Here is a 25,331-nt window from a genome sequence, read left to right as displayed (position 1 = left end):
ATCATAAGTCAGTGAAAGAACATCCTTGTGCAACTCCTTAAATGTCTCTACATCCATCCAGGTCTGCTTGTCATCCTCACTGATCTGCCCGTCAATAGCAGAAGCTACCTCGACTGCCATGATATACATAGCACGTTTATCTACGGTTAAAACATCTATATGGGATGTTGCGATACGTAGATAATCTCCACGTTCTCTCCACTCTGTAATGAAAGTTTTTTCAAATTCAAGTGTTATACTCTCATATTCCAAAGACAACCAAGGATTACTAGGAATTATAAAAGGAGCCTTATCCCATCTTTCGTCAACTGAAGACCATTTGTGTAACCGAACACCAAAGTAAAAATCATCCTGTAACATAGCATCATCACCAACATTGGAGAAACTTATTTTCTTGCCATTCCGTTCCTTAAACCACATCTTCCAAACAAGCTCTCTAGTTGTGAAGTCTATTTTTTTCGTAAAATCACTTTTGATATATAGTTTCATATTCCCTCCTAATTTCAGTAATTATTTTGATAAGTTTTCCAAATTCTATTGAAGATTTCTTCTTTAACAGTTTTATTAAGGTTTTTTAAGTTATCATTAGTGTTAATCCAATCCCATATTGAGTTTTTATTGTAAATATTCTTAATGTCAATATGCTCATTCACTCTATACCCCGATTTACCACTTCCAGATTGAACCTGGAAAACTCCATCACCATTAGAACCACTAGTTGGCTCCCAATCTACACGAAGCTTCACTTTTCGATTTCCTACTCGAGCTTCAATTAGTTTACCACCCTTACCAGAAATGGTCTTACTCGTCGGTTTATTTGCCTTCCAGCTGTCATAGTTACTGGAATAATCAACCTGAATTTCGCCATTTAGTAAAACCGTCTTTGTGATAGCTGATAAGCTAGTTACTGCTCCACTAGCTATCAGTACATTCCCATATTGAACCCCTGTTACAGATGCTGCGGTACCAGCTACGATACTTGTCCCTGCTGTTGGCGGACCAGCCATTACACTCAAGACTTCTAGGGCTCCACTCGCAAAGTAAACTCCCAATCCAGAGAAAATTTGAGCTACTCCACTCCAAAATTCGACTGAATTTGCTTCAAAGTTTTGGGCTTTTAGTTCATCAAGCTTTTTGTTAACCAAATGAGTATAGTCATCATCATATTTCCCATTTTTTAAAACGACATAGCCTTGCTCCAAGGGATGAATGTCAATGATATTCCCTGTTTCATCAATCTTAAGAGTGTGATTGTAGTCGTCAATTATTTTATCCCATTCGGACTTGTCGTGACCTTTTAAGCGCTTCTTTAATTCGGCACGATAGTAGGCATCACCATCTTCTGATAACATCATATCCCTTGATGCTTTATTGATTGCACGAGTTTCAGAGTCTTGAAAATCTCTTTTGGCATGCGAAACAATCTTCACATCCTTCATCTTTTGCACCCAGCGCATGTCCAGACCGTCCGCATAGTAGTTGCCATCACTATCGACAATGATTTTACTTAGTTGCGTAGCTCCTTGAATCGCTAAGCTAAGGACTTCTAGGCTATCACTGAAATACTGGGAAACCTGTGAGACAAAGAATTCTAGTTTTTCAATCTTGTCTTCCAAATCCTGAATACCTGACTCGATTTGAGATTTGGTATTGTAGAGGATGGTCTTCTCAGAGAAGGCTTTCCCCCAATTCAGTGTAAAGAGGTCTTTGATTTGATTTAGCCAGTTCTCTCTCGCTTGAATCTGAGCTTCTACGATAGCTAACTGCTCTTCCCTCAATTTTTTCAGTTCCTTGAGTTGGTCCAGGTCCAAATCACCATATCCTGAGATCTGAGCATCCGCATTTTTGTAGGAAGTCAACTCTAGTTGGATATCATCTATCGCTGCTTGTAACTTCTTGATGCTGGGGATGATAATCTCTGTGAAGAGACCTTTACCAGCTGTGTAGGCTGCTCCTGTCAGCTCACCTGAGTCTAAAGAGGAAATCAGGTGATCACAGCCACTAGATAAGCGGTCCGTGACTTCATTTGCGACTTGGAGGTTGTTAGTCATGGCCTGAATCAATTCTTGTGATTCTTGTGCGCTGTATTTTACTCCCATGGTAGCCGATTCCTTTCCGATATCAGTTCTTCTCTGGCTTCATCGAAAGTTCGACGAGCCTTCTTCGTTTGTTTTCCCAATTCATCCAGTTCCTCATCTACATAGGAGTTGACCTGTCGCTGAATGGTTCTATTTTCACTTTCGATTTGCTCTATCATTTGACGAGAACTGGGTGAGAGAGCCAATAGAGTCGCCATACGATGGTGGATGCTCTGGATTTCTGAGTGAAAGTGAGTTAGCTGCTGTTCATATTGTCTTTTTAGAGTCTGAAGACTTTCTTCTTTATCGTCAATCTTGACAATTTCTCTCCAAAGTTTGTAGCGTTTTTCTTCGTTCTTATCTGCCATTTTTAATGTTCCCACCTCTTAGCCTGCTCTACGTCGCGTTTTTCAATCTTATGAGCAATTTCTGGAAACTTATTTGCTTGGGTCAAAACAGCCGAGCTGAAATCACTGACCGCCTGAAGCATTTGATTGCAGGCCTGACGTCCAGCTTCCATCCCAGCAATTTCAGAAGTATACGAAAATTCTACCTGCTGATTTTGCTTCTTGCTCGTGTCATACCCGACCAATTCATTAATAGCTGCCTCTGCTGCTATCGTGCTAGATTTTATCTTTCCACCCATATTTCAAACTCCCTTTATTCATTGTATATTGACCATATCATAACACAAAAATAGTGCGATTTCAAAACAAACCCTAAGGGCAAATGCGCTCATCTCCTTAGAATAAACTCTATCGCTCAGTGAATGAGTTTGACAAAGACGTCACTAGTCATTTTGGAAACCCGTTTTCTTATGCCTTATAGTTCGAGTAGTTTTATTAGCAAGGCTTGTTCACCTCTCGTGAGAAACAGAAAAAGACAAGCCCTAAGAAAAATTCCTAGGGCTTGTCTTATGTGTCAAAATGAGCTACGTTTTTACTGACTCCTACAACTCTGTCCGATTTTCAATGGCTCGTAAGAGTGTGACTTCGTCCGCATACTCGATATCTGCTCCCACGGCTAGACCTCGTGCTAGGCGAGTGACCTTGATGCCAGCTGGCTTGAGGAGACGAGAGAGATACATAGATGTCGCTTCTCCATCCGCTGTCGCATTGGTTGCTACGATCACCTCTGAAACCTCACTATCCATGAGACGGGTCATGAGACTCTTGAGGTTGATATCGTCTGGGCTGATGCCATTCATCGGAGAAATAAGGCCATGCAAGACATGATAGAGTCCGTGGTATTCTTGGATATTTTCCATAGCAGCCACATCGCGACTATCCTCTAGCACCAAGATGGTTGTCTGGTCTCGAGTCGGATCCGTACAGATAGAGCAAGGATCGTCATCAGTCAGGCGACCGCAGATGGAACAGTAGGTCAGCTCTCTCTTAGCAGAAAGGAGATTTTTAGCAAATTCATTGACATCGTCATCAGACATTCCAATAGTATAGAAGGCCAGACGGGTAGCCGTCTTAATCCCGATACCCGGTAACTTCGAATAACTGTCAATTAGCTTGGCAATAGGTGTTGGATAAAGCATATGTTCCTTTCTAATTCATTGGATGATGTTGGTTATAGAGGTTGATAATATCGCGCGCAATGGAAGGTCCGACACCATTTGTAAGGTTGGTGTTATGAGGAAAGACAACAGCTACAGCGATTTGAGGATTATCTGATGGTGCATAGGCCACAGCATTAGTATTGTTAGCTTCTTGACCTCCCGCAACATAACTCTCGGCAGTACCAGTTTTTCCACTAATGGATACCGCTGCGCCATTTGAAAAGGCACGACCGGTTGTCAAAGCACTACCACCATGTGACACTTGATAAAATCCTTGTTGGAGGATGGAAACATCAGACTCAGAAATATTAATTTTATTCATTTCCTTGGTTTCAACAGATTGGATTAAGTTCCCTAAGCCACCTTGTTCGTTGTTTCCATAAATCCCCTCAACAATGTGGGGGGCAATCCGAACACCGTTGTTGGCAATAGTTCCAACGTACTGGGCCAATTGCATTGGGGTGTAGTTATCAAACTGACCAAAGGCATTGGTAATGTAATTAGCAAAATTATACTCTTTTGGTATAAAACCAGTTGACTCATCTGGGAGGTCAATTCCTGTTGAAGCTCCGAGTCCATATTCCCCGAAGGTTGATCGCAATTTGCCCATTGCAGTCTCTAACTGTCCCGTTGCGACTGTCATATTTGGTGTGTAGGTTTGTCCCATGATTCCTAGCGCAGTTTGAACCATGTAGGTATTAGAAGAGTATTCCAAAGCCTCAACTGCTGTGATAGGGAAAGAGCCATAGGACAAGGTATACCATGAATTGATAGGGGCCGAACCTTGGAAAACAATCGGCTGGTCTGTCAAGGTTTGATTACCTGACAAGACTCCATTTTCCCAACCAGAGCTGATGGTCGCCGCCTTAACAACAGATCCTGGCACAAAGACATTGGTTATCGTTCCAAGCGAATCTGAACTTAATTTACCGGATTCGACATCATGCTTGACACCAGACATGGCCAGAACTGCACCGGTTTTAGGATTGAGAGCTACAGCGTAGACTCCTTCAGAGTACTTTGCTCCACCGTTACCCAACTCTGAGTTGAAGTAGCTCTTGAGTAGGTCGTCCACACCATTCTGGAAAGCTAGGTCAACCGTTAACTTGATGTTGTTTCCTTTGCTTCCTTCTTCGACATTTTCCACACTTTCCATATTTCCGTGTTTGTCGAGGTGGATTTCTTTGACGGAGCGTTTGCCTTGAAGAACATCTTCATATTGCTTTTCAAGATAGGAAGTTCCCACTCGGTCATTGAGAGAATACCCTTTTTTGAGATAGGCATCAACTTCCTCTGCTGGAAGTCCTGACTTTTCATTTGAAACGCTACCGACGATTGTCGATAAAGATGTATCCAGTACTTTACGATCCCATGAGGTTGAAATGCTGATACCTGGTAATTCCTTGGACGCTGATGCAACGAGAGCAACTTGGGTATCATCTAAGGCATCCGTAGAAATGGTTCCTGTCGCAAAATTTTCAACAGCATTGAGCTGACTAAAGAGATAGATTTCCTTTTTCTGGTCATCTGTATAATTAAGTTGACTCACGTCAATGCTTTCAACCGCATTATTGTAAAGTGTCGCTTCCGATAAGCGGTTCCCATCTGAATCCAGGCGTTTATCGCTTGGCAAGGATTCGACTGTTTTTTTGTAAATATCCTGATCCGCCAAGTAATAATCTGCAATCTGTCGATCAGTCAGATCAGGGGAGGTTACATTTACATATGTGAGAAGTTTCTTGGCTGTCTCCTTCAATTCAGTTGCAGTCATTTTATTGTTTCGTGTGAAAGAAACAACCTGCTTGACAGTGTTTTCTACCAAGGGTTTCCCTGCCGCATCATAGATCTGTCCACGAGCTGAACTAGTTGTTACCCTTGTTTGGCTGGCTGAGGTCAATTTTGTTTCATAAAAATCCTTATTGAGCACCTGCATGTATAACAATCGACCAATAATGGCCATAAAGAGCAGGATGACAATCGCAAATAGTAAATTAAGCCGAATCGGAATCGAATGGCTATTAAATTTTCTCATACAACTAAGACTCTTTTCTAGAAAAATTCCCGATTTCCACCTTTATTTTCCCTAAAATAATAGAGCAAACAGGTGAAGCTCAGTACATTTCATTGTACCATATTTTACGGAGAAACTCTTGGAAAAGTCGAAGCATTTTTTGACTTTTAATTGAAAATGCCTTTTTATTTGGTTATCCTATTTTCTATGATATAATGATAGTGATAGTTAGGAAAGCGTTAACTTTTAAGACTTTGACTCATAAAAAGGAGCCTCATGAACAAGCCAGATATCGCAACCATAATCGACCTCCATTTTGAAGAATTAACCGAGCTCGAGCAAGAAATCGCTCGCTATTTTTTGCAAGCTGAAACAATCCAAGATGATCTCTCTTCTCAGCAAGTTACCCAGAAATTACATATCTCCCAAGCAGCCTTGACCCGCTTTGCCAAAAAGTGTGGTTTTACAGGCTACCGAGAGTTCGTCTTTCAATACCAGCACCAGTCTAGTAAAGCGGACACTCATTCGCACAAACACAGTCCTTTGACCAAACGTGTTTTGCGAAGCTACAGTATCATGCGAGAACAAACACAGGATTTGATCGACGAAGAACAACTGGAACGCGTCGCTCAATTAATCGATAACGCAGAACGAGTTTACTTTTTTGGGACGGGAAGTTCTGGTCTGATTGCCCGTGAGATGAAACTGCGCTTTATGCGTCTAGGTGTTGTCTGTGAAGCTTTGACCGATCAGGATGGCTTTGCGTGGACGACCAGTATCATGGATGAAAATTGTCTGGTACTTGGTTTTTCCCTATCAGGCACTACCCAATCCGTCCTCGATAGTTTGTTGGATGCCAAGGAAATGGGTGCCAAAACCATTCTCTTTACCAGTGCTCCAAATAAAAATAGTCAGGCCTATACCGAAACAGTCCTTGTCGCAAGCCATAGTCAATCTTCTTACATCCAGCGTATTTCCGCTCAACTCCCTATGCTCATTTTAATAGATTTGATTTATGCCTACTTTTTGGAAATCAATCGCGAGAGCAAGGAAAAAATCTTTAACAGCTATTGGGAAAATAAAAAACTCAATGGCTATCGTAGACAAAAACGCGTTAGAAAATCCTAGTTTGGTTGAGCCAAACTAGGATTGTTTTGTCTTGAAATGATAGTAGGCACATAGGTAGTCTTTCCAATCTTTCTCTTTGTGCTAATGCCTTTTTTATCTGGGCTTTTCAGTTCTTCCTTAAATTCTCCTTTCCATTTTTGAATGTTTGACATCAAAAAAAGAAGTAGCGACTATGTGCTGCTTTTACTTCCTCTCTTTAATTTTATTTAATCGTTTTGCTTCGACAAAGTGAGATTTAGATTTTAACCCTTCAGGAAAATAAAACGAGCTATTCTTCAGAAGTACGTTATATAAGATTATAGTTTAATGCAAAGTGTAGCGATATAATCATTTCCATAAGGTGACAATCGATGCCTTTTATCACATGATTCATAAAAATCGATCATAGCGAGACCGTTTTTTAGTTGTCCTCTAATCTGACTTTCTAAGGTATGGCTAAATTCATATCCATATTCTGGATTGATGGTGATTTTGCCTTCCTCTTCAAGCTCTCTTGAATTAAAAGGGAGTGAAAACTTTAAAAGCAATTCCTCATCGGGTTTGTCCCATACAATGTCAGCATCATACATGTAGATCCAAGGATTCATAAATCCGACCATTAAGAGTCCACCCTTTTTCAATACGCGAGAGGCTTCTTTATACATGTTTTCTAAATCTTCTATATATACATTTGAAACTGGATTAAAAATAATATCAAAAGTTTCATTTTCAAATGGAAATGGTTTTGTCATATCGCTTTGAACCGTATTGATTTTTAAGCCTTCTCTTTTAGCAACCAACTCATCTCTTTCTAATTGTGATTTAGAAAAATCCATAATGGTGACATCATAACCTTTTGCAGCAAAAACGGGACCCTGCTGTCCACCACCACAAGCTAACCCTAATATCTTTTTCCCGTTTGCTTTTTCAAACCATTCTATCGGAACTTTTTTCCCAACAGTTAAGGCAACAGAAATTGGATGCTTTCTAACTTCTTCTAATTCTTCCTGTGTCAATGGCTCAGTATAGTCATTTTTTACATTATTCCATCTATCTTCATTTAATTTTATATAATTGTTCATCTTACAATCTCCTCGTAATTTTATATGATTTCGATTTCAGGTGAATCAGTTGCCATTACATTTTCTCACCTCTAGAAATTCTAATTTGTCAATTTTTCATCCATCTCATTATATCATTTTTCCACATTTTCCCATTTACTCAAGCTAAATATCAATTCAATGGATGATAGAATTGCTCTCGCCTTGTAGTTCTTTATCTCGGCCTAACCTTTCATTCAAGGTGGTTATTTTCTCCTAGTTTCTCACGATTACCTCCTTTGGCTTAAATTTTTCAATAAAAAAAGAATTAAGCAAAACAGTTTTCACTCGAGTAGTGATTCAGTGTTTTTCTTAATTCTATAGCTCCAAACTAGGATTGTTTTGTTTTGAAATGATAATAGGCTCCCAACATCCCTGCTGTGTTTTGGTGATGGGCAAATTCTAATCGTGTTTTTTCAGCTAGGCTTGGCACCAAGGCCGCCTTCAAGGCTGTGCGGATCTTCGGTTTGAGGATAGCCTCTTGCCCCATGATCCCGCCACCGAGAATGACCACTTCTGGATTGGCAACGTAGCAAATATTTGCCAGACCTTTTCCTAAATAGTCTACCATGCGGTCAATACCAGCCATACAGATCTTGTTTCCTTCAGTAGCTTCCTTGAAAATGCGTCGGCCATTCCACTGATCAACTGAGTCACCATGAGCTGCTGCTACATATTCTACCAGGGCTGTCGTAGAAGCAAGATCCTGAAAAGCTCCATCCTGCATGTGCATATAACCAACTTCGCAGGCTGAATTACTAAATCCATGGAAGACCTTCCCACCCATAATCAAGCAACCACCGATACCGGTTCCAATGGTCAAGCAAAGAGTGACACTCGCTCCCGTGCCTGAACCAGATACTGCCTCAGCCAGACCTGCACAATTGACGTCATTCTCAATCTCGCAAGGAATATTAAAACTCGTCTCGATTTCCTTCTTGAACTGGGTTCCTGCATAGTTGGGAATCTGAGGACCAGCGTAGAAAATTTCCCCCTTATCAGGATCCACCATTCCTGCAGAAGAAATGGCAACACCTGCTACTGGGCCTTTTTCTAAATAGCTGGCTACGATATCTTTTGTCTTTTGTAAGATATGAGGTCCACCCTTATGCGCCTCGGTTGGCATTTCATGCGATTCAACAAGTTGGCCTTCTTGGTCAATCAAACCATATTTGATGTTGGTTCCACCGATATCAATTGCAACGTAGTGTGTCATAAATACCTCCTTATGGATTAGAGGAAGCGCTCCTTGGTTTCACGAATCAAGGCTGCAGCTGCTTCTACAACTGGACGATCTTCTTCAGTCACTGGCGTCAATGGTGAACGAACTGATCCAATGTTAAGTCCTTCATTGATCTTCAAGACTTCTTTGATCACACCGTACATATTTCCATGTGCAGCAGTCAATTTACCAATGATCGCATTGATAGCGTACTGCAATTCACGCGCTGTTTCCAAATCTTTTTCAGCAATCAACTGATTGAGTTTCAAGAAGAGTTCTGGCATTGCACCATAAGTACCACCAATACCAGCTTTGGCACCCATGAGGCGACCACCTAGGAATTGTTCATCTGGGCCATTGAATACGATGTGGTCTTCTCCACCAAGGCTGACAAAGGTTTGGATATCTTGAACTGGCATAGAAGAGTTCTTAACACCGATAACACGAGGATTCTTCAACATTTCAGTGTAAAGGCTTGGAGTCAAAGCAACACCTGCTAATTGAGGAATGTTGTAGATAACATAGTCTGTGTTTGGAGCTGCAGAACTGATATCGTTCCAGTATTTAGCAACTGAGTATTCTGGCAAACGGAAGTAAATCGGTGGAATCGTTGCAATGGCATCTACACCCAAACTTTCTGCGTGGCGAGCAAGTTCCATACTATCTTTGGTATTGTTGCAGGCAACATGGGCGATGATAGTCAATTTTCCTTTGGCAACTGCCATGACTTCTTCCAAAATCAATTTGCGATCTGCCACACTTTGGTAGATACATTCACCAGAAGAACCATTGACATAAAGACCTTGAACTCCTTTATCAATGAAGTATTGAACCAAAGCACGTGTGCGCTCTGGGCTTACTTCTCCTTGATCATCGTAACATGCGTAGAAGGCTGGAATGACACCTTCGTATTTTTTCAAATCTGACATAGATTTTCTCCTAAGATTTCTTTTTTCTGCTGAGAGCAGTTCTATTTTTTACAAGTTTAGTATACACCTTGTGAAAATCGCTTTCAATATCTTGTATACACTTAGATTTTAGTTTCTACTTGTATTTTAGAAACTATAACGATTGAAAGTAGTTTCAGAAAGATCTCATCCTACTGGTATTTTGCGAAAATTTTCTCCATCAATCCTACTTGGAGAAAGACTAGCAAACCAAAACCAAAGAGGATAAAAGCTGACCCACCCAAAAGGAGAGTGAAGGCGGATAGATAAAGAACCATCACAATAAGAAAGAGAATGGCTAACATGAGGAAGAACCATGGAAAGTTAAAACTTGCCAAGATAAGCCCTTTTTGCAGCACTTCTTTCCAAGACAAATCATAGCGCGCAGCGATGGGATAGCTAGCCAGCATCACGAGAGTGAGGAAGATGAGAATCCCCAAACAAATTGCTTTCACAATCTGGAAAGGCAAAGCAGTCTGTCCCCAGAAGAGATAGAGGTCTAGAAGGCTTAATGACACAATGCCCAACTCTAACAGACCCAACTGAAGCCCCAGTTTCAGATTTTGCTTGAAGGCCCTTATATAAGTTCTAAAGACTGGTACCCGTCTGCTTCTCTTAATCTCGAACATAGTCTCATAGAGGCTGATTTTCGCCACTCCAATCGTCACGATGGGCAAACAAGAGACGACAAAAAGAAGATTGACTGCCACAATATCCAAGACCTTCTCACTGAAACGCATGAGAAAATTATCTGTATCAAATGCTGCCTTGATAAGGCTTACTCCTTTTTGTGCCATGTTTGCTCCTCCTGATTCTTTTAATCAATCAAAATTTTAAAGAGATACTTGCGAACCTTTTCTTCCATCCCTGCGTAGCCATTTGGCTGGTGTGGTTCTCCGGGGAAGAAAATCGCAAAATTGTGATAGCCCAACAAGATTGGGTAGCGTTCATGACAATGGACAAAACCAATGTCGCTCACTTCGTCGAATGCTACTGCCTCGTCTTTGATACGTGAACCGTAGCTCGAATATTCATGTCCTTCTACCAGCAAATGCAAGTCTGCATAGTTCTTATGGTGCTCAAATTGATCATTTTCAGCTTGATTGAGGACATTTTCCTGAACAACTAGAAAGACCTTGTCCCCGTCAATCTCATACTTACCGAGTTCGAAAGAATCCTTACGGTGCTGATAGAGATAGTCGATAGCCTTGTCTAGATTGGGATGGATTCCTTTGTAAAAGGCGATGTTTTTCAAATCGTCAAAAATCATACTGTTTCCTTCGTTTCTGATAGTTACTATTTTTCAGTTTCGAATTATCCTTTCTCTATTTCCCTGTAATAGTGCGGACGGAAGCAAATTCCTTCGGAATTTCATTCCTAATTTTTGAGCCTTTCACTCCTTCATCGTCAGTCTCAAAAATTCCGTCTAAGATAAGCGTTAATTGCTTATCTTAGATACCACTAAAGCGGGAAATAGTTACCCTAAAACGAACCTACTCTAACTAGTATCATGAAAAGAGTTCATTTTTAAGTTTATAAGTGTCTGACAAAACTTCACGAAGTAACTGCATACTCTCCATTTTGTAGACACTTATAACTCTATATTTCCATGGCATGTCAAGACCACTTCTGCAATCTTGATACACTAATTTACTTTTCTTAACCTTTGACCGCTCCCATAGTGATCCCTTGAGTGAAGGATTTTTGGAAGACAAGGAAGACGGTTACGATTGGCACTGCTGCAAGAGCTGCACCTGCCATGATCAAACCATAGTTGGTTGCCATTTCGGCCTGCATGGTCGCAACCCCGAGTGAGATAGTCAAGTTTTGACGTGAAGTCAACATAACCAACTGCATGAAGTAGTCGTTCCAAGTATTGATGAAGGTAAAGATTGCAAGGGCTGCAAATCCTGGCTTCACGATAGGGAAGGCTACGCTCCAGAAGGTACGAATCTCACCACAACCGTCGATTTTAGCTGATTCAAGCAATTCTGTTGGGATGTTTTCGCTGAACTGTTTCATAAGGAATACCCCAAATGGCCATCCGATCAAAGGCAAGATAACTGCCCAAAGTGTATCGTGAATTCCCATGAAATTGACGATACGTACCAATGGTACAAGGACAACTTGTTTTGGAAGTGCCATGGCAGCGATAAAGACTGCAAAGAGGATGCGTTGACCATAGAAACGTTTCTTAGCCAAGACATAACCTGCTAGAGAAGAGGTTACACAGACTAGGAACATAGTTACTAGTGAGATAAATACAGAGTTCCACATCCACTGCATAGCAGGGTTTTGCACCATGAGTTGTTGGAAGTTCTCCATGGTTGGCATTTTAGGGAACCACTGTGGCGGAATCATAATGGTATCAGGCTGTGATTTGAAGGCCCCTGTCAAGATCCAGTAGAATGGAAAGATGAACAGTACGGTCAACAAGAGCAAGATAATCGTTGAAATAACAGTGAAAGCTGTTAAAGGTTTCTTTTGTGTAGGTTGCATAACTGTCTCCTTTCTTTAGTATTCTACGTCGTTTCCGAGGATCTTGAATTGAGCAAAGCTGACAATGGCAATCATCACGGCCAAGAAGACACCGATGGTATTGGCATAGCCGTACTCTGTCAATTGGAAGGCTTTTTCGTAAAGGTAGTACATCAAGGTACTTGTTGAGTAGTTTGGACCACCAGAAGTCAAGAGCTGAATCAAGGCGAAACATTGGAAAGAGTTGATGGTTGTAATGATCGCGATGTAAAGAGTTGTTGGAAGAAGGCTAGGCCATTTGATCTTCCAGAAGACTTGAAATTCAGTCGCACCGTCAACACGCGCTGCTTCAACAAGTGAGTTGTCAATATTCCCCATTGCAGCGATATAAAGGATAATCGGTTGACCAACAGATGTTGTCAAAAGGATGATCATAATCGCTAGCAAAGCCCAGTTTTTGTCACCCAGCCAAGAAATGTTTTGGCTGATGATGTGGCTTGACTTAAGGACAAAGTTTAGAATCCCTGATAGGGGGTCATAGATCCATTTCCATACAACCGTTACGGCAACACTACCTGTAACTACAGGAAGGAAGAAGACGAAACGATAGAAAGAACGGGCAATGGCATTTTGATGATAGGTTTGAGATGCTACAAAGAGCGAGAAGAGAACCACAATCGGAACAGATCCAATAACCAGGATAACGGTATTGATCAAAGACTTCACAAAGACAGGGTCTTTAAACATGCGAATGTAGTTGTCCAAGCCCACAAACTCAAATTTCGTCATGGAGTAGTTAAAGAAACTTGTAATGAATCCCATAATCATAGGAGCCAAGACAAAGATGACAAAGAAGAATAACACTGGTGCTAGGAAAGCGTAGGAAATCACTGTTTCCCGCATACGAATTTTATTGACTTTCACAGTCGGCACCTCTCTTTCAAATAGAATAGTTTTTGATTTTCTTGAACTGTTTTAAAACCAAAATGAAATTTTTTAAGATTCGCTTATGTAAGAACTTCATTTTAGTTTCGTGACAGTTCCTACCATTTCAAACAAAAGTCCCCCTTTTCTTACACCATAGTGCACAGGGAAAAGGGGGGAATCAATCTGACTTAGTGCTTATTGTTTTGTAGCTTTTTTGATAGTTTCGTTAGCTTTTTCAGTGAAGGCTTTCAAAGCATCTGCTGGTTTTTCGTCACCATTTGATACAGATTGCAACATTGGGAACCAAAGTGTTCTCATTTCAGCAAATCCATCGATAGTGTTGTAATATGGTGAGTAGTATTTAGTCCAGCCACTGATTGTTTCCATACGTTTGTCTTCATAAAGTTTGCCAAATGAAGTACGAACTGGGAAGGCACCTGTACGAACTACGTCTTTAGGACCCCATTCTTTGTCATCTGCGATGAATTGAACGAATTTCTTAGCAGCTGCGATTTTCTTATCGTCTTTGTTGTTAAATACTGCAAATCCGTTTACAAGGTATTCAAGAGATGGTTTACCAGAGTCTGATGGGAATGGTACTTCAACCACATCTACCTTACTTGCTTCCAAGAGTTTCGCTTGGATACCGTTTTGAGCTGGTGCCCAAAGGATTGTGTATGAAGTTTGACCGTTGGCAAAGTTTTGGATGTCTGCTCCACCGTCAAATTGTGAACCGTTGTTCAACAAACCGTCTTTAATCCAGCTAGCAGCTTTTTCAAGACCTTTGACGAATTTAGGATCGTCTGTTGTATATTTGGTTACGTCTTTGTCTGTTACAGAACCGCCATAAAGGTTTGCGATGAAGGCACGTGTTCCTTGGTCTCCCCCTTGACCAGAACTGAACAATGAACCTGGTGTATATCCTTTATCTTTAAGCGCTTTCAAAACTTTTTCAAAGTCATCAGTTGTCCAACCTTCTTTTACAAGGTTTGCAACTCCTGCATCTTCCAACATTTTCTTGTTCATAGCCATGTAGAATGGAGCTGAACTGATTGGATACATGTAAGCTTTGTCTCCAGCCTTACTTGCTTGTACGATGTTTTCGTTGTTGACATCTTTGACGAATTCGTCTGTGAAGAGGTCGTTCAACTCAGCCAATTTACCGTTTTTACCGTATTGGATGATACGTCCTGGTGCGTCAAAGAGTACGTCTGGCGCTGTTCCCGCTTCGATAGCTGTTGTGATCTTTTCTGGACCTGACTTGAAGTCGATGGTTTCCAATTTCACTTTTACATCTGGATTTGCTTTTTCAAAAGCTTCGATGATTGATTTTTCATAAGTTCCAACACCGTCACCAGTTTTTTCTTGTGTGAAGACTGGGAATGCCCACCAAGTGATTTCTGTTTTTCCGCTATCGCTACTAGAGCTTCCAGCATCTTTACTTCCACCAGAGTTACCACAAGCCGCAAGGCCAAGAATCGCAGCACCCGCAAGTACTGTACAAGCTAGTTTTCTAAATTTCATTTGTATTCTCCTAATTGATAAGCGTATCCATATTGGATAATGAGTTCTTTATATTTGTATACGTTTTCATTTTGTCCGACGCATCGACCACTCTCCTCTTTTTTGAGATTGTGTTATTTTAGACCGGCAACAAAGCGTTCCGTAATCTCTTTTGGTCTAGTGATAGCTCCACCAACAACGATACCTCGCACTCCATATTCAAGGATTTGCTTAGCTTGTTCTGGTGTATGAATTTTCCCTTCAGCGATGACATCCACACCTGCTTCACACAGTTTTTTGATCAGTTCAAAGTCTGGACCATCTACCTTAGGACTATAAGAGGTGTAACCTGATAGGGTTGTTCCAACAAAATCAATTCCTGCTTCAACTGCTGCTATACCCTCTTCAAACGTGCTAGTATCAGCCATTAAGAGTTGATGCGGATACTTTTCTTTGACTTGTCGAATAAAGTCTTGAATTTCCAAACCGTCGTAACGTTCACGTTTGGTACAATCCAGAGCAATGACCTCAATATCGAGTTCAGCCAATTCATCCACTTCTTTCATAGTAGCTGTAATGAATGGCTCCTGTGGCGGATAGTCACGTTTGATAATCCCGATAATCGGGAGTTTCGTAACCTCCTTAATCTCCTTGATATCGCGAACACTGTTTGCTCGGATACCGACTGCTCCACCTTGCTCAGCCGCTTTGACTAGCAAGGGAATGACTCCTCCCGCTTCTGTATAAAGCGGTTCGTGAGGAAGTGCCTGGCAAGAGACAATGATTCCATCTTTGATTTGTTCAATCAAGGCTTCTTTGCTGATCTGTGGCATCCTCTTTCCTCCCTTTCTTGTTCTTATGGGCTTATTATATATCATTTGTTAAGCGCTTTCAATAGCTTGTGGTAGAATAGATTTCAGTTTCAAAACTATTTTATAGAACAGACTATCCTGAAAGTAGTTTCAGACTTCTTATGATTTTGAATCAACCTGAATGTCGTCAAAAAAGATAGCAGGCTGAAAAACCTGCTACCTCTTCTGAGACCTACTCAAAAAGCTTTTACTTATTATTCTTTTCTCTTCTTGCCAAATGCAAACAAGGATAAAAGAACACCTGCAAGACCAAGGGAAATCAGTGAGTTTGTTTCCTTGCTTCCCGTATTTGGAAGTTCATCTTGTTTAGCTGCTGGCGCTTGATAGGTCACATCTTGGCCTAGAGACAATTTGTTGTCTGCAGCTGCTAATACTAGATTAGTGTCTCCCTTGTACTCTGGCACTTCATGGACTGCTGCCTCAACGCCATTGACACCACCCTTATACTCTGGCAGGTCATTTGAAGCTGCCAAGACAAAGTTAGCACCTCCTCTATATTCCGGAAGCTCGTTTGAGGCTGCTAGAACTGCATTGACTCCACCCTTGAACTCTGGAAGTTCATGGACTGCTGCCTCAACAGCATTGACTCCACCAGTGAATTCTGTTTTTTCTACTGTTGGAGCTGGTTCTTCACCTACTGTTGCCAATGGTCCAGTGTACTCTGGTATCTCTGCCACTGGGGTTTCCTCTGCATTGACACCACCTGTGAATTCAGGTTTTTCAACCGTTGGAGCTGCTTCTTCACCTACTGTTGCCATTGGACCTGTATACTCCGGAACTTCATGAACCGTTGCTTCCTCTGCATTGACACCACCTGTGTACTCCGGCACCTCATGGATAGCAGCTTCACTGCCATTAATACCATCGCTTAGTTTAGAGCCAGCTAAAGAAACTGGTAAATTGTGCATGCTTTCAATTGCACCCTCAGCTAGACCTGTAATTCTTTGACCCATATCCTCTGGATCTATTGTGAATAGGAGAGTTTTTGTATCGTACTGGGTCATAAAGGTTGCTGTCTTGCCATTTGCCAATTGAAGGGTCGGAGCCTTGTTGACCAATACTTCCGAATCGAACTCCATGGCAATAATACCTGGCCATTTTTGGATAGCATATTTTACTTTTGCTTCTTTAGGAGAAATTCTGTCTCTGCTTAAGAAATCCCAGTTGAATTTCTTATAGGATAAAGTATAATCGTTTTGATTGCCATCCGCATGTTCATAAAGCAAACCATATTCGCCATTTCCGAGTTCTTGGAGTGAGTTGTAAGCAAACTTACCACTTTGTATAGGATTGTGTTTCAGCCATGTCAACTCACCATTCTCCTCAACACGGGCCAGGTGAACCAAACCATTGTTGCGTCCAGGACCACCAGCATTGCTGAGTAGAATGTATTCCTTTCCTTCATGCATGGTGTGAATAGCGGACATTTGAACATAAACGTCTTTTACTTGAGGATAACGTTTGATTTCCTTATCCCACGTTGCTCCCCCATCATGACTGGTCGCAACCTGAAGATCACCAGTCAACCCACGCATAAAGAGCTTGAGATCCCCATTATTCAACTGAACAACAGTCGACTCCGTATTTTGGGCGCCTGGATTATTCATGGTTGAAGAATGAATGGTTTGGTTGCCTACTGGACGGTTATCATTAACTGCTTCCCCTGCTTGCCATGTTTCACCATGATCATCTGAATAAATTACACGAGATGATTGTGAACCATTTAGGTAGGAAACGTTGTTTGTTGTATAAACTGGAATCACCAATCTTCCCTTATGAGGTCCTGTACGTAAGGCAATCCCAGTACCAGGTCCAGTTCCTAGGAAGTGCATCCAATCTTTCCGAATCCCATGAGTAATATCTTTTGGTGCAGACCAAGTCTTCCCATCGTCATCACTGTAGGACATCCATAGGTAGTTGGTATTGGAAACTCTAAAAATATTCTTTTCGCTATATTCAAAATAAATATTTCCGATTAGCTCGTTCCCTTTATACAAATCTCCCTTATCGCTATAGGCTGGTTTTTTAGGGTCAACGACAACACGATAATCTGTCTTTCTATTTTGAGGATCGAAAACCTCTCCGTTTTCTCGAATCGTATAGCGACCTGATTCTCCTTGCTTATATAAAACTTGATAAACTTTATCTCCCACTTGTTCATAAGCTTTCGGAGCTTGCCCCGGCAATGAAAATACTGCCTTACTTTCAAGGAACATGTCATAAATTGCAAAAATTCTCTTTGTTTCAGGGTCTTGCACCAAGGCCATATCAATATTAACTGGAGATGGCCAATCTGCATGTTTAGCGTGCTCATTGTCACGAGGATTTGAGATTACGATTCGGTCTCCCCATGTTTTTCCATTATCTGAGCTGCGACGAACAACCATCCCAATATCTCCCCAGTCAGAATGGTGCAAACGTCTTTCATCCGTTCCTGCAATCAGCGTTCCTTTATCTGTCTTGAGAAGAGCTGGGATACGATAACTCTTGATACCATCTTTATTTGGTTGATTGTTCCTACCACCTTCAAATACGTCTTCTTTCTCAGTGACTTTTGCTCCCTCAGGAAGTTTCTGTTCCAATTCACCTCTTTCAAATAATTGACTTCGTGTTTGAACTTCATCTGGGCTTAAAGCACGATCGTAAACGGTTAGGTTTCGAACTTGTAGGTTTGATGCCCAAACTGTTTTATTGCCCCGTTTGGTTGCTCCAAGTTGAGCTTGATTAACATCTGGCATATCTTTAATGAAGTTACCAGATTTGAGACTTGTTCGAGATAAGACACCGTTCACATAGAGACGAACTCGACCATGAGGTAACTCCGCTGTCGGTTGTTCGACAGTAAAGGTCACGGAATTCCATTGTCCAGGGCGAACTTTCAAAGGGGCATCTGTATACTTATCATAGAACTGCTCTCCGTTAGCGCCACGCCCTTCAATAAGAGCTGTATTATCAAGGACCGACATAGTAAAATACTCATTTTCCTTGGTGTCACTGGATACAGAGAAGAGATTGTAAAAGCGTGGAGATGATGCATCTGGTTTGAACTCCATGTGAACTGTAGCATTTTGAAGTTTCTTTAGTTTATCTAGTTCACTTGATAAATCAACTCTCTGACCATTTGCTGCATTGGTTTCAACATCTTCTTTTTCAAGGACAGGATTAGCATTTTTTAAATCTCTTGAGTAATAATCACGAGGAATCGCTCCCTGATCCTCTGATTCCTCTTCCTTATTTGCTTCTTCTGTATGGGTTTCCGTAGAGGATGGGGTTTCTGATTCTGCACTCTCATTTTTTTTCAAATGATCTTGGTCCACCTCAACACCATTGTCTTGAGCTGCTGCCAATTTGCCAGCCAAATCCTTATCCAAATGAGCAAGATCTCCCGAGGACACTTCTTTTGGTAACTCTGATAAACCTTGACCAGGTTCGACAGTTTCTGTATTGGCTCCTGCTGCATTGGCTTGCTCTTGGGCTAAGACTGGATTTACTCCAAATACTACTGTACCAATCACTACAGATGCCGCCCCAACTGCAAATTTTCGAATTCCGTATCGCTGTTTCCGATCTAAAGATTTGTAATTCATGTTTGTCCTTTCATTTTTCATAAAATAAAGCGCTTTCTTTTTCTTTAAAAATTTTTATTGTCTCTTCAAGAGACAAGTTTTACAAGAAAATATCCAACTTAATGAGAGCTCCCAATCCTCTCCCATTTTCTGCTGAGCCCGAGTTTTTAACCACCCGGCAGCCTTTTTCCTCCTTTCACAAGTGACTTTTCCTTTATTATACAATAAAGTCTTATATTTATATCTGTGTTCCTTCAGAATAGATTTTACTTTTGAGAATATTTTAATATTTTAAATTTTCTAAAAGTACTTTCAGGTTTTGGACATAAAAAAGAGAGCTCCGGGGGCTCTCTCATTCATTATCTTACGTACTTAAAAGGAATCTCACTACCACAGAGCCAGTTATAAATTTGGTCATTGACAAAAACATTCATGGCTTCGTGAGCATACTCTGGCATGATGCGATAGGCCTTCTCGCAGGTCAGACGGTTGTAAATAGCAAACTGGGTAATAGGATAGCAGACATCGTCATCCAAGCCCGTAATCATCTTGACCTCACCTTGAATGCGATGGGCAAGATTTTTCACATCGATATAGGCAAGAGTCGCCATGATTTCCTCCTCTGTTTCATGGAAGGGATCGTGAAACTTGAAATATCGGAAGAGTTCATCATAGGCTTCACTGGTATTGCCAATCTCAAGCACTCGTCTAAAGTCTGACAAGAAGGGATAGATGGCAACTGTTTTCCGAATCCGAGGATTGAGAGCAGCTGCAACCAAAGCTAAAGCCCCTCCTTGTGAGGCACCATAACTAGAAAGTCTTTTCTCATCCACCTGAGGCAGACTAGCAATAATTTCAACCAACTGGTAAATATCCAGATAAACATCCTTATAAAAGAGATGTTCACGACCTTCCACAGCACCACGGATAATATGACCCTTTACCGTATTTCCTAGCGGAGAGCGCAAGCCGTCTTGCGAATAGCCCGACTGGCCTCGAACGTCCATAGAAACAACACCGTAACCAGCCACGGTGAAGGCCAGCATATCGGCCCAGTCCCAACCACGTCCCATATATCCATGGAAATGGAAGATTAGAGGAACTTTCTCCTCACTCTTTGGAAGGACGACACGTGCATAAACCTTGCCTTCATTGGTTCCTTCAAAAGTGAGCTCATAGCAATTGACTTGGGGAATATGGAAATCTCTTTCCTCCAACTGGTAGGCTGGAAGAGATGAAACTTTTTTGATCTCTTCATCCCAGAAAGCATCAAAATCTTCTGGAACCTCATCCCGTCCTTTATAAGTCTTAATTTCTTCTAACAAAGCTGGATTTTTCATAGTATGCTCCTTTTATTTTGTAATCGCTATCATAACTCTAGCATATCTAGGAAGGCAATGCAAGAAAGAAAGATAAATAGAAAGTGATTTTAGATTCTCTTTCCTCAAACCTATCGTCTGAAAGTATTTTTAAAAATAAAAAGAGCGTTTCCGCTCTCTGTGTATCAATAGGTGCTAGCTCCTTTCTCTAGTTTGACGGTTTGGAATTTCTTTTGGTAGGTTACTTTAATCGTCATGTGAGAGTCCTCGTTTCTTTTTGATGACTCTAGTATAAGGCCCAAACCTAAAAGCTAGCTTATAGATTTCTTAGAAAAGGCTTAATCCAGATGTTCTCTTTTTTCTAGGTGGAGAGCAATCATGCGCCATTCTGGATCCTCTCGCCAACCTTCTATCGAACTAATGTAGCTGGCAACCTTTCTGGCTTCTTCTAAAATCGGAAAATCTTCGATAATATCAGCCACTTGAAACTCTGGAAGGCCTGACTGTCTGGTTCCGAAAATCTCTCCAGAACCACGCATTTTCAAATCCTCCTCAGCAAGGACAAATCCATTGTTGGTTTCTGTCATGATGCGCATGCGGTCCTTTCCAGAGTCCGTCTTGGGATTAGCTACAAGAACAGCGTAGGACTGCTTGTCACCCCGACCGACACGACCTCTGAGCTGGTGAAGCTGACTGAGACCGAACCGGTCTGCATCCATGATAATCATAACTGTCGCATTGGGAACATTAACCCCAACCTCAATAACCGTTGTCGAAACCAGAATATCCGTTTTTCTCTCTTTGAATTCCTGCATAATCTGGTCTTTTTCGTCACTCTTCATCTTACCATGTAAAAGAGCCACTTCAGCCTTTCCTGCAAAATGAGCTGTCAACTCTTCTGATAAGGCAATGGCGTTTTTCAAGTCCAGAGCTTCAGATTCTTCAATCAAGGGAGAGATGACATAGGCTTGAGAACCTTTTTGGATTTCTCCCTCTAACCAAGTCAAGACCTGAGGCAGCTGCTCATGCTTAATCCAGCGCGTCACAATCGGCTTCCGCCCTGCTGGCATCTGATCAATAATGGAAACATCCATATCTCCAAAGGCTGTGATAGCCAAGGTTCGTGGAATGGGTGTCGCCGTCATCATGAGGACATCTGGATTGTCCCCTTTTTCTCTCAGAATACGCCTTTGCCCCACACCAAAACGGTGCTGCTCATCGATGATAATCAAGCCAAGGCGAGCATAATCCACCCCATGCTGTATCAGAGCGTGTGTTCCGATAATCAAATCAGCCTCACCCTTGGCAATTGTCTCCAAGACTTCTCTTTTTTCTACAGCTTTCAAGGAACCTGTCAAGAGAGCCAGTTTCAAGTCTGGAAAAAGGTTTCGTAAACTCTCAAAGTGTTGCTCCGCAAGGATTTCTGTCGGAACCATGAGAGCCGCCTGGTAGCCAGCCGTCACCGCCGCAAACATGGCTAAGCCAGCGACCACCGTTTTTCCGCTACCCACATCCCCTTGCAAGAGACGATTCATGTGATGGTCGGACTTCATGTCGGTCAAAATTTCCTGCAAACTTTTTTCCTGAGCTTGGGTTAGGGCAAAAGGCAGATTTTCTTTAACGGCTGTCACTTTTTCCTGGGACCAATCCAGAACCAGACCGCTTCCCTGAACTCTATTTTCAGACTTGAGTGACTGCAACTGCATTTGAAAATAAAAGAGTTCCTCAAACTTGATACGGCGAAGGGCCTGCTTGTATTCTGCTAAATCCTTAGGAAAATGCATGGCACGAACGGCCTGACAACGGGACATGAGTTTGTATTTATCCAGTAAAGACTGGGGAAGATTTTCCTCAATCAAGAGATCCAATCCCTGATCAAAAGCTGTCTTGATGACCTTGACCAGACTGGCCTGACTGATTCCTTGAGCCAGACGATAAACAGGTTGGAGGTCATCCTCAACCTGAGCTAGAACCTTCATCCCAGTCAGACTAGCCTTGGCACGGTCCCATTTCCCAAAAACGGCAAGCGTTGCTCCCAACTCTATCTTATCAGCCAGATAGGGTTGGTTAAAATAATTCACCGCAAAAACGACTTCTCCCTGCTTGAGGCTAAAACGCAGGCGATTGCGCTTGAAACCATAATACTGGACACTAGCAGGAGTAACGACTTGACCAGACAGAACCGCCTTTTCACCGTCTTCCAGCTCCATCACCTGCTTGGTTTTGAAATCTTCATAACGGAAAGGAAAGTAGAGCAAGAGGTCTTGCAAGTTTTCAATTCCTAGTTTGGCGTATTTCTCTGCTGACTTTGGCCCCACACCAGGCAAGACATGTAAGGGTTGATGTAGATTCATGCTCACACTCCTTTCTTTTTAATAATATTCTCTCGGAATGCGGTCGCTGAGGAGGCAAACCACCTCATAGTTAATGGTTCCACGGTAGGTCGCTACCTGAGTTGCTGTGATTTCCTGGTCACCATCGGAGCCAATTAAGGTGACTTTTGTTCCTAGCGGGTAAACCTTAGGCAAACGAATGGTGATTTGGTCCATAGAAACTCGTCCAACGATTGGGCAAGCTTGACCATCTACCAAGACAGAGAAATTCTGCATGTCTCGTGTCCAACCATCCGCATAACCGATTGGCACAGTCGCGATGATTTGCTCACTATCCGCCTGATAAGTTGCTCCATAGCCCATGCAAGCTCCAGCTGGAACTGTCTTGACATGGACCAGGGAAGACTCCAAGGTCAAGGCTGGAGTCAAGTCATAAGGTAAGGCCAAGACCTCTCCACTTGGATTCAGGCCATACATAGCGTCTCCCATACGCACTGCATTGAAAATAGTCTCTGCATGCCAGAGGGTCGTTGCCGAATTGCTGGCATGAACCAGCTCTGGGGCTTCCTTCATACTTGCCAAAATAACTTTAAATCGTTCTAACTGGGTATTAAAATAGGTATCTGATTCTTCATCTGCAGTAGCAAAGTGGGTAAAAATCCCCTCAACACGAGCACCGTGTTGTTGGAGCAAGGCATGAGCCTGATCAGCCTCACTGGAATCTCGGAAACCAATCCGTCCCATCCCTGAATCAATCTTGAGGTGGACAGTCAAGCCAGATAAATCCGTCTCCCTAGCTAAGAGCGCTTGAATCCACTCCAGTCCAGCCACTGTCAATGTGATGTCGTATTCTTTAGCAAGAGAAACAGCTTCTAGCTCAGAAACTCCTAAAATGAGGATTTTCTTGCTAAGTCCAGCATGACGAAGTTCGATAGCTTCATCAATATTGGAAACACAAAATCCATCAACATCATCCTGAATAGCCTTGGAAACGGCAACAGCCCCATGACCATAGGCATTGGCCTTGACCACTGCCCACTTGAGCGTTCTTTCAGGGATATGAGCCCCCATTTGCTGAATATTTTGTCGAATAGCTCCCAGATGAATCAGAGCCTTGGTTGGTCTATGTGGGCTAGCTTTCATGATTTTCCTCCAAAATGACACTGGCTGTCACAAACTGATCTGTATGGCTGATAGACAGCCAAATCTTCCCTGAAAATGGTGCCTGACTAAAATAGGGAGCCCCTCGTTCATTGTTCAAAACTTCCAAATCCTGAAAGGTCAGTTTGCCAATACCAGTTCCCATAGCCTTGGAAAAGGCTTCCTTAGCTGACCAGCGGCCTGCCAAGTATTCGATCTGTCTGCGCCCTTTGAGACTGGTAAAATGCTCCATTTCTTTAGGGGTCAGCACGCGCTTGGCAAAGCCCTCACGTCGTGTAACTGCTTTTTCTATCGAAGCCAATTCTTCGATGTCAATTCCGTGTCCAACTATCATACTCATAAAAGGAGCTGAGATTCCCCCAACTCCATCCTTTTCACTTATTTTGTTAAGGTAGTATAAATTTCTTCTACCAAGGCTACTGTATTTTCCCAACCTAGACAAGGGTCAGTTATGGAGCAACCAAAGACCTCTGGTTGATTTTGGCGACCATCTGCTAGGTAAGATTCGATCATAAAGCCTCGAACCGTCTTTTTAATCTTTTCATTCCAGTCACGATTCAGCAAGGCTTGACGAACAATGCGAATTTGTTCCATATACTGCTTGCCTGAATTGTCATGATTGGTATCAATGATAATGAAGGGATTTTCAAGTCCCATAGTCTCATAGCGATTGATGGCATTTAAGAGTGTTTCATAGTAGAAATTGGGTTCATTTTTACCATATTCGTTCATGGCACCACGAAGGATAACGTGGGCCAAAGGATTCCCTGAAGTTTCCACTTCTTGGCCATGGTAAAGGAAGGTTTGCTTGTTTTGAGCTGCATAGATGGCATTAAACATGACCCCAAGGTTCCCAGATGTTGGATTTTTCATCCCAACCGGAGCATCAATCCCAGAGGCTACAAAGCGGTGTTCCTGGTCTTCCACTGAACGAGCACCTACAGCATGGTAGCTGACCAGATCATCAACCAAAACGAGATTTGACGGATAAAGCATCTCATCAGCTGTTGTCAATCCAGTTTCGGTAATCACTCGGTAGTGTAGCTGACGAACAGCCTGCAAACCATTGATGAGACTAGGCGCTTCGCTGGTATTTGGTTGATGAATCATGCCCTTATAGCCATCTCCATTGGTACGAGG

Annotated in this window: 22 protein-coding genes; 1 reads left to right on the top strand and 21 read right to left on the bottom strand. The window is 42.0% G+C overall.

The annotated features are described in order from the left end of the window. From HMPREF2766_RS05645 to pbp2b, 6 genes are all read right to left on the bottom strand, one after another. Positions 1–489: hypothetical protein (locus tag HMPREF2766_RS05645; RefSeq protein ID WP_070568380.1), on the bottom strand; the 489-nt coding region annotated here is incomplete at its 3' end. Between the two features lie 14 nt (positions 490–503). Further along, positions 504–2,099: an LXG domain-containing protein gene (locus HMPREF2766_RS05640; RefSeq protein WP_070568377.1), complete on the bottom strand. Its 1,596-nt coding sequence runs from the start codon at positions 2,097–2,099 to the stop codon at positions 504–506. After that, on the bottom strand, positions 2,090–2,461 hold the full coding sequence (locus HMPREF2766_RS05635; RefSeq protein WP_237738350.1) for a hypothetical protein: 372 nt from the start codon (positions 2,459–2,461) through the stop codon (positions 2,090–2,092). The genes HMPREF2766_RS05640 and HMPREF2766_RS05635 overlap by 10 nt, the downstream gene beginning before the upstream one ends. Then, entirely contained in the window at positions 2,449–2,724 is a 276-nt protein-coding gene (locus HMPREF2766_RS05630) for a hypothetical protein (protein WP_000509002.1), read from the bottom strand. The genes HMPREF2766_RS05635 and HMPREF2766_RS05630 overlap by 13 nt, the downstream gene beginning before the upstream one ends. A 303-nt stretch (positions 2,725–3,027) precedes the next feature. Further along, positions 3,028–3,624, bottom strand: a complete 597-nt coding sequence (gene recR, locus HMPREF2766_RS05625; RefSeq protein WP_000966754.1) for a recombination mediator RecR — start codon at positions 3,622–3,624, stop codon at positions 3,028–3,030. Positions 3,625–3,634: 10 nt separating this feature from the next. After that, positions 3,635–5,677: a penicillin-binding protein PBP2B gene (gene pbp2b / locus HMPREF2766_RS05620; protein WP_070568372.1), complete on the bottom strand. Its 2,043-nt coding sequence runs from the start codon at positions 5,675–5,677 to the stop codon at positions 3,635–3,637. 255 nt (positions 5,678–5,932) lie between these two features. Here pbp2b and HMPREF2766_RS05615 point away from each other — a divergent pair, with 255 nt between their 5' ends. Continuing rightward, positions 5,933–6,784, top strand: a complete 852-nt coding sequence (locus HMPREF2766_RS05615; RefSeq protein WP_070568369.1) for a MurR/RpiR family transcriptional regulator — start codon at positions 5,933–5,935, stop codon at positions 6,782–6,784. A gap of 296 nt (positions 6,785–7,080) precedes the next feature. Here the strand turns inward: HMPREF2766_RS05615 and HMPREF2766_RS05610 are convergent, their stop codons facing one another. The 15 genes from HMPREF2766_RS05610 to HMPREF2766_RS05540 all read right to left on the bottom strand — a co-directional run. Then, the gene (locus tag HMPREF2766_RS05610; RefSeq protein ID WP_070568366.1) at positions 7,081–7,845 is read right to left on the bottom strand and encodes a class I SAM-dependent methyltransferase; all 765 of its coding nucleotides are present in this window, start codon (positions 7,843–7,845) and stop codon (positions 7,081–7,083) included. 349 nt (positions 7,846–8,194) lie between these two features. Next, positions 8,195–9,079, bottom strand: a complete 885-nt coding sequence (locus HMPREF2766_RS05605) for an ROK family protein (protein ID WP_070568363.1) — start codon at positions 9,077–9,079, stop codon at positions 8,195–8,197. 17 nt (positions 9,080–9,096) lie between these two features. Further along, positions 9,097–10,014: a dihydrodipicolinate synthase family protein gene (locus tag HMPREF2766_RS05600; protein WP_070568360.1), complete on the bottom strand. Its 918-nt coding sequence runs from the start codon at positions 10,012–10,014 to the stop codon at positions 9,097–9,099. A 170-nt stretch (positions 10,015–10,184) separates the two neighbouring features. Then, entirely contained in the window at positions 10,185–10,829 is a 645-nt protein-coding gene (locus HMPREF2766_RS05595; protein ID WP_070568357.1) for a YesL family protein, read from the bottom strand. Positions 10,830–10,849: 20 nt separating this feature from the next. Continuing rightward, the gene (locus tag HMPREF2766_RS05590; RefSeq protein ID WP_070568354.1) at positions 10,850–11,302 is read right to left on the bottom strand and encodes a NanQ anomerase/TabA/YiaL family protein; all 453 of its coding nucleotides are present in this window, start codon (positions 11,300–11,302) and stop codon (positions 10,850–10,852) included. A gap of 389 nt (positions 11,303–11,691) precedes the next feature. After that, positions 11,692–12,531, bottom strand: coding sequence for a carbohydrate ABC transporter permease (locus HMPREF2766_RS05585; protein WP_061427881.1), 840 nt, complete (start codon positions 12,529–12,531; stop codon positions 11,692–11,694). Positions 12,532–12,546: 15 nt separating this feature from the next. Further along, positions 12,547–13,413, bottom strand: coding sequence for a carbohydrate ABC transporter permease (locus tag HMPREF2766_RS05580; protein ID WP_161801140.1), 867 nt, complete (start codon positions 13,411–13,413; stop codon positions 12,547–12,549). A 219-nt stretch (positions 13,414–13,632) separates the two neighbouring features. Beyond that, positions 13,633–14,961, bottom strand: coding sequence for an extracellular solute-binding protein (locus HMPREF2766_RS05575; RefSeq protein ID WP_000672117.1), 1,329 nt, complete (start codon positions 14,959–14,961; stop codon positions 13,633–13,635). A gap of 113 nt (positions 14,962–15,074) precedes the next feature. Further along, on the bottom strand, positions 15,075–15,773 hold the full coding sequence (locus HMPREF2766_RS05570) for an N-acetylmannosamine-6-phosphate 2-epimerase (RefSeq protein ID WP_001135645.1): 699 nt from the start codon (positions 15,771–15,773) through the stop codon (positions 15,075–15,077). Between the two features lie 233 nt (positions 15,774–16,006). Further along, positions 16,007–19,399 carry an SIALI-17 repeat-containing surface protein gene (locus HMPREF2766_RS05565; protein ID WP_070568351.1) on the bottom strand — a complete coding sequence of 1,131 codons (3,393 nt, stop codon included), beginning with the start codon at positions 19,397–19,399 and terminating at the stop codon, positions 16,007–16,009. 338 nt (positions 19,400–19,737) lie between these two features. Beyond that, positions 19,738–20,718 carry an acetylxylan esterase gene (locus HMPREF2766_RS05560; protein ID WP_070568348.1) on the bottom strand — a complete coding sequence of 327 codons (981 nt, stop codon included), beginning with the start codon at positions 20,716–20,718 and terminating at the stop codon, positions 19,738–19,740. Between the two features lie 317 nt (positions 20,719–21,035). Further along, the gene (gene recG / locus HMPREF2766_RS05555; RefSeq protein WP_070568345.1) at positions 21,036–23,051 is read right to left on the bottom strand and encodes an ATP-dependent DNA helicase RecG; all 2,016 of its coding nucleotides are present in this window, start codon (positions 23,049–23,051) and stop codon (positions 21,036–21,038) included. 18 nt (positions 23,052–23,069) lie between these two features. Continuing rightward, the gene (gene alr, locus HMPREF2766_RS05550; protein ID WP_070568343.1) at positions 23,070–24,173 is read right to left on the bottom strand and encodes an alanine racemase; all 1,104 of its coding nucleotides are present in this window, start codon (positions 24,171–24,173) and stop codon (positions 23,070–23,072) included. Beyond that, positions 24,163–24,525, bottom strand: coding sequence for a holo-ACP synthase (acpS, locus tag HMPREF2766_RS05545; RefSeq protein ID WP_070568638.1), 363 nt, complete (start codon positions 24,523–24,525; stop codon positions 24,163–24,165). Before acpS ends, alr begins: the two co-directional genes overlap by 11 nt. Positions 24,526–24,569: 44 nt before the next feature. Beyond that, positions 24,570–25,331 (bottom strand): 3-deoxy-7-phosphoheptulonate synthase (locus HMPREF2766_RS05540; RefSeq protein ID WP_070568340.1); only part of this gene is annotated, 762 nt, incomplete at its 5' end.

The organism is Streptococcus sp. HMSC076C08 (assembly GCF_001810825.1).
In the GTDB taxonomy this organism is placed as follows: domain Bacteria; phylum Bacillota; class Bacilli; order Lactobacillales; family Streptococcaceae; genus Streptococcus.
The sequence above is the reverse complement of the archived record's forward strand: the minus strand, read 5'-3'. Positions and strand labels throughout refer to the sequence as shown.

Coding starts and splice junctions, on each gene's coding strand:
- HMPREF2766_RS05600 (WP_070568360.1), bottom strand. CDS start 10,014: ATGTCAGATTTGAAAAAATACGAAGGTGTCATTCCAGCCTTCTACGCA.
- HMPREF2766_RS05580 (WP_161801140.1), bottom strand. CDS start 13,413: ATGCGGGAAACAGTGATTTCCTACGCTTTCCTAGCACCAGTGTTATTC.
- HMPREF2766_RS05610 (WP_070568366.1), bottom strand. CDS start 7,845: ATGAACAATTATATAAAATTAAATGAAGATAGATGGAATAATGTAAAA.
- acpS (WP_070568638.1), bottom strand. CDS start 24,525: ATGATAGTTGGACACGGAATTGACATCGAAGAATTGGCTTCGATAGAA.
- HMPREF2766_RS05570 (WP_001135645.1), bottom strand. CDS start 15,773: ATGCCACAGATCAGCAAAGAAGCCTTGATTGAACAAATCAAAGATGGA.
- recG (WP_070568345.1), bottom strand. CDS start 23,051: ATGAATCTACATCAACCCTTACATGTCTTGCCTGGTGTGGGGCCAAAG.
- recR (WP_000966754.1), bottom strand. CDS start 3,624: ATGCTTTATCCAACACCTATTGCCAAGCTAATTGACAGTTATTCGAAG.
- HMPREF2766_RS05630 (WP_000509002.1), bottom strand. CDS start 2,724: ATGGGTGGAAAGATAAAATCTAGCACGATAGCAGCAGAGGCAGCTATT.
- HMPREF2766_RS05640 (WP_070568377.1), bottom strand. CDS start 2,099: ATGGGAGTAAAATACAGCGCACAAGAATCACAAGAATTGATTCAGGCC.
- alr (WP_070568343.1), bottom strand. CDS start 24,173: ATGAAAGCTAGCCCACATAGACCAACCAAGGCTCTGATTCATCTGGGA.
- HMPREF2766_RS05575 (WP_000672117.1), bottom strand. CDS start 14,961: ATGAAATTTAGAAAACTAGCTTGTACAGTACTTGCGGGTGCTGCGATT.
- HMPREF2766_RS05615 (WP_070568369.1), top strand. CDS start 5,933: ATGAACAAGCCAGATATCGCAACCATAATCGACCTCCATTTTGAAGAA.
- HMPREF2766_RS05605 (WP_070568363.1), bottom strand. CDS start 9,079: ATGACACACTACGTTGCAATTGATATCGGTGGAACCAACATCAAATAT.
- HMPREF2766_RS05595 (WP_070568357.1), bottom strand. CDS start 10,829: ATGGCACAAAAAGGAGTAAGCCTTATCAAGGCAGCATTTGATACAGAT.
- pbp2b (WP_070568372.1), bottom strand. CDS start 5,677: ATGAGAAAATTTAATAGCCATTCGATTCCGATTCGGCTTAATTTACTA.
- HMPREF2766_RS05590 (WP_070568354.1), bottom strand. CDS start 11,302: ATGATTTTTGACGATTTGAAAAACATCGCCTTTTACAAAGGAATCCAT.
- HMPREF2766_RS05565 (WP_070568351.1), bottom strand. CDS start 19,399: ATGAATTACAAATCTTTAGATCGGAAACAGCGATACGGAATTCGAAAA.
- HMPREF2766_RS05560 (WP_070568348.1), bottom strand. CDS start 20,718: ATGAAAAATCCAGCTTTGTTAGAAGAAATTAAGACTTATAAAGGACGG.
- HMPREF2766_RS05585 (WP_061427881.1), bottom strand. CDS start 12,531: ATGCAACCTACACAAAAGAAACCTTTAACAGCTTTCACTGTTATTTCA.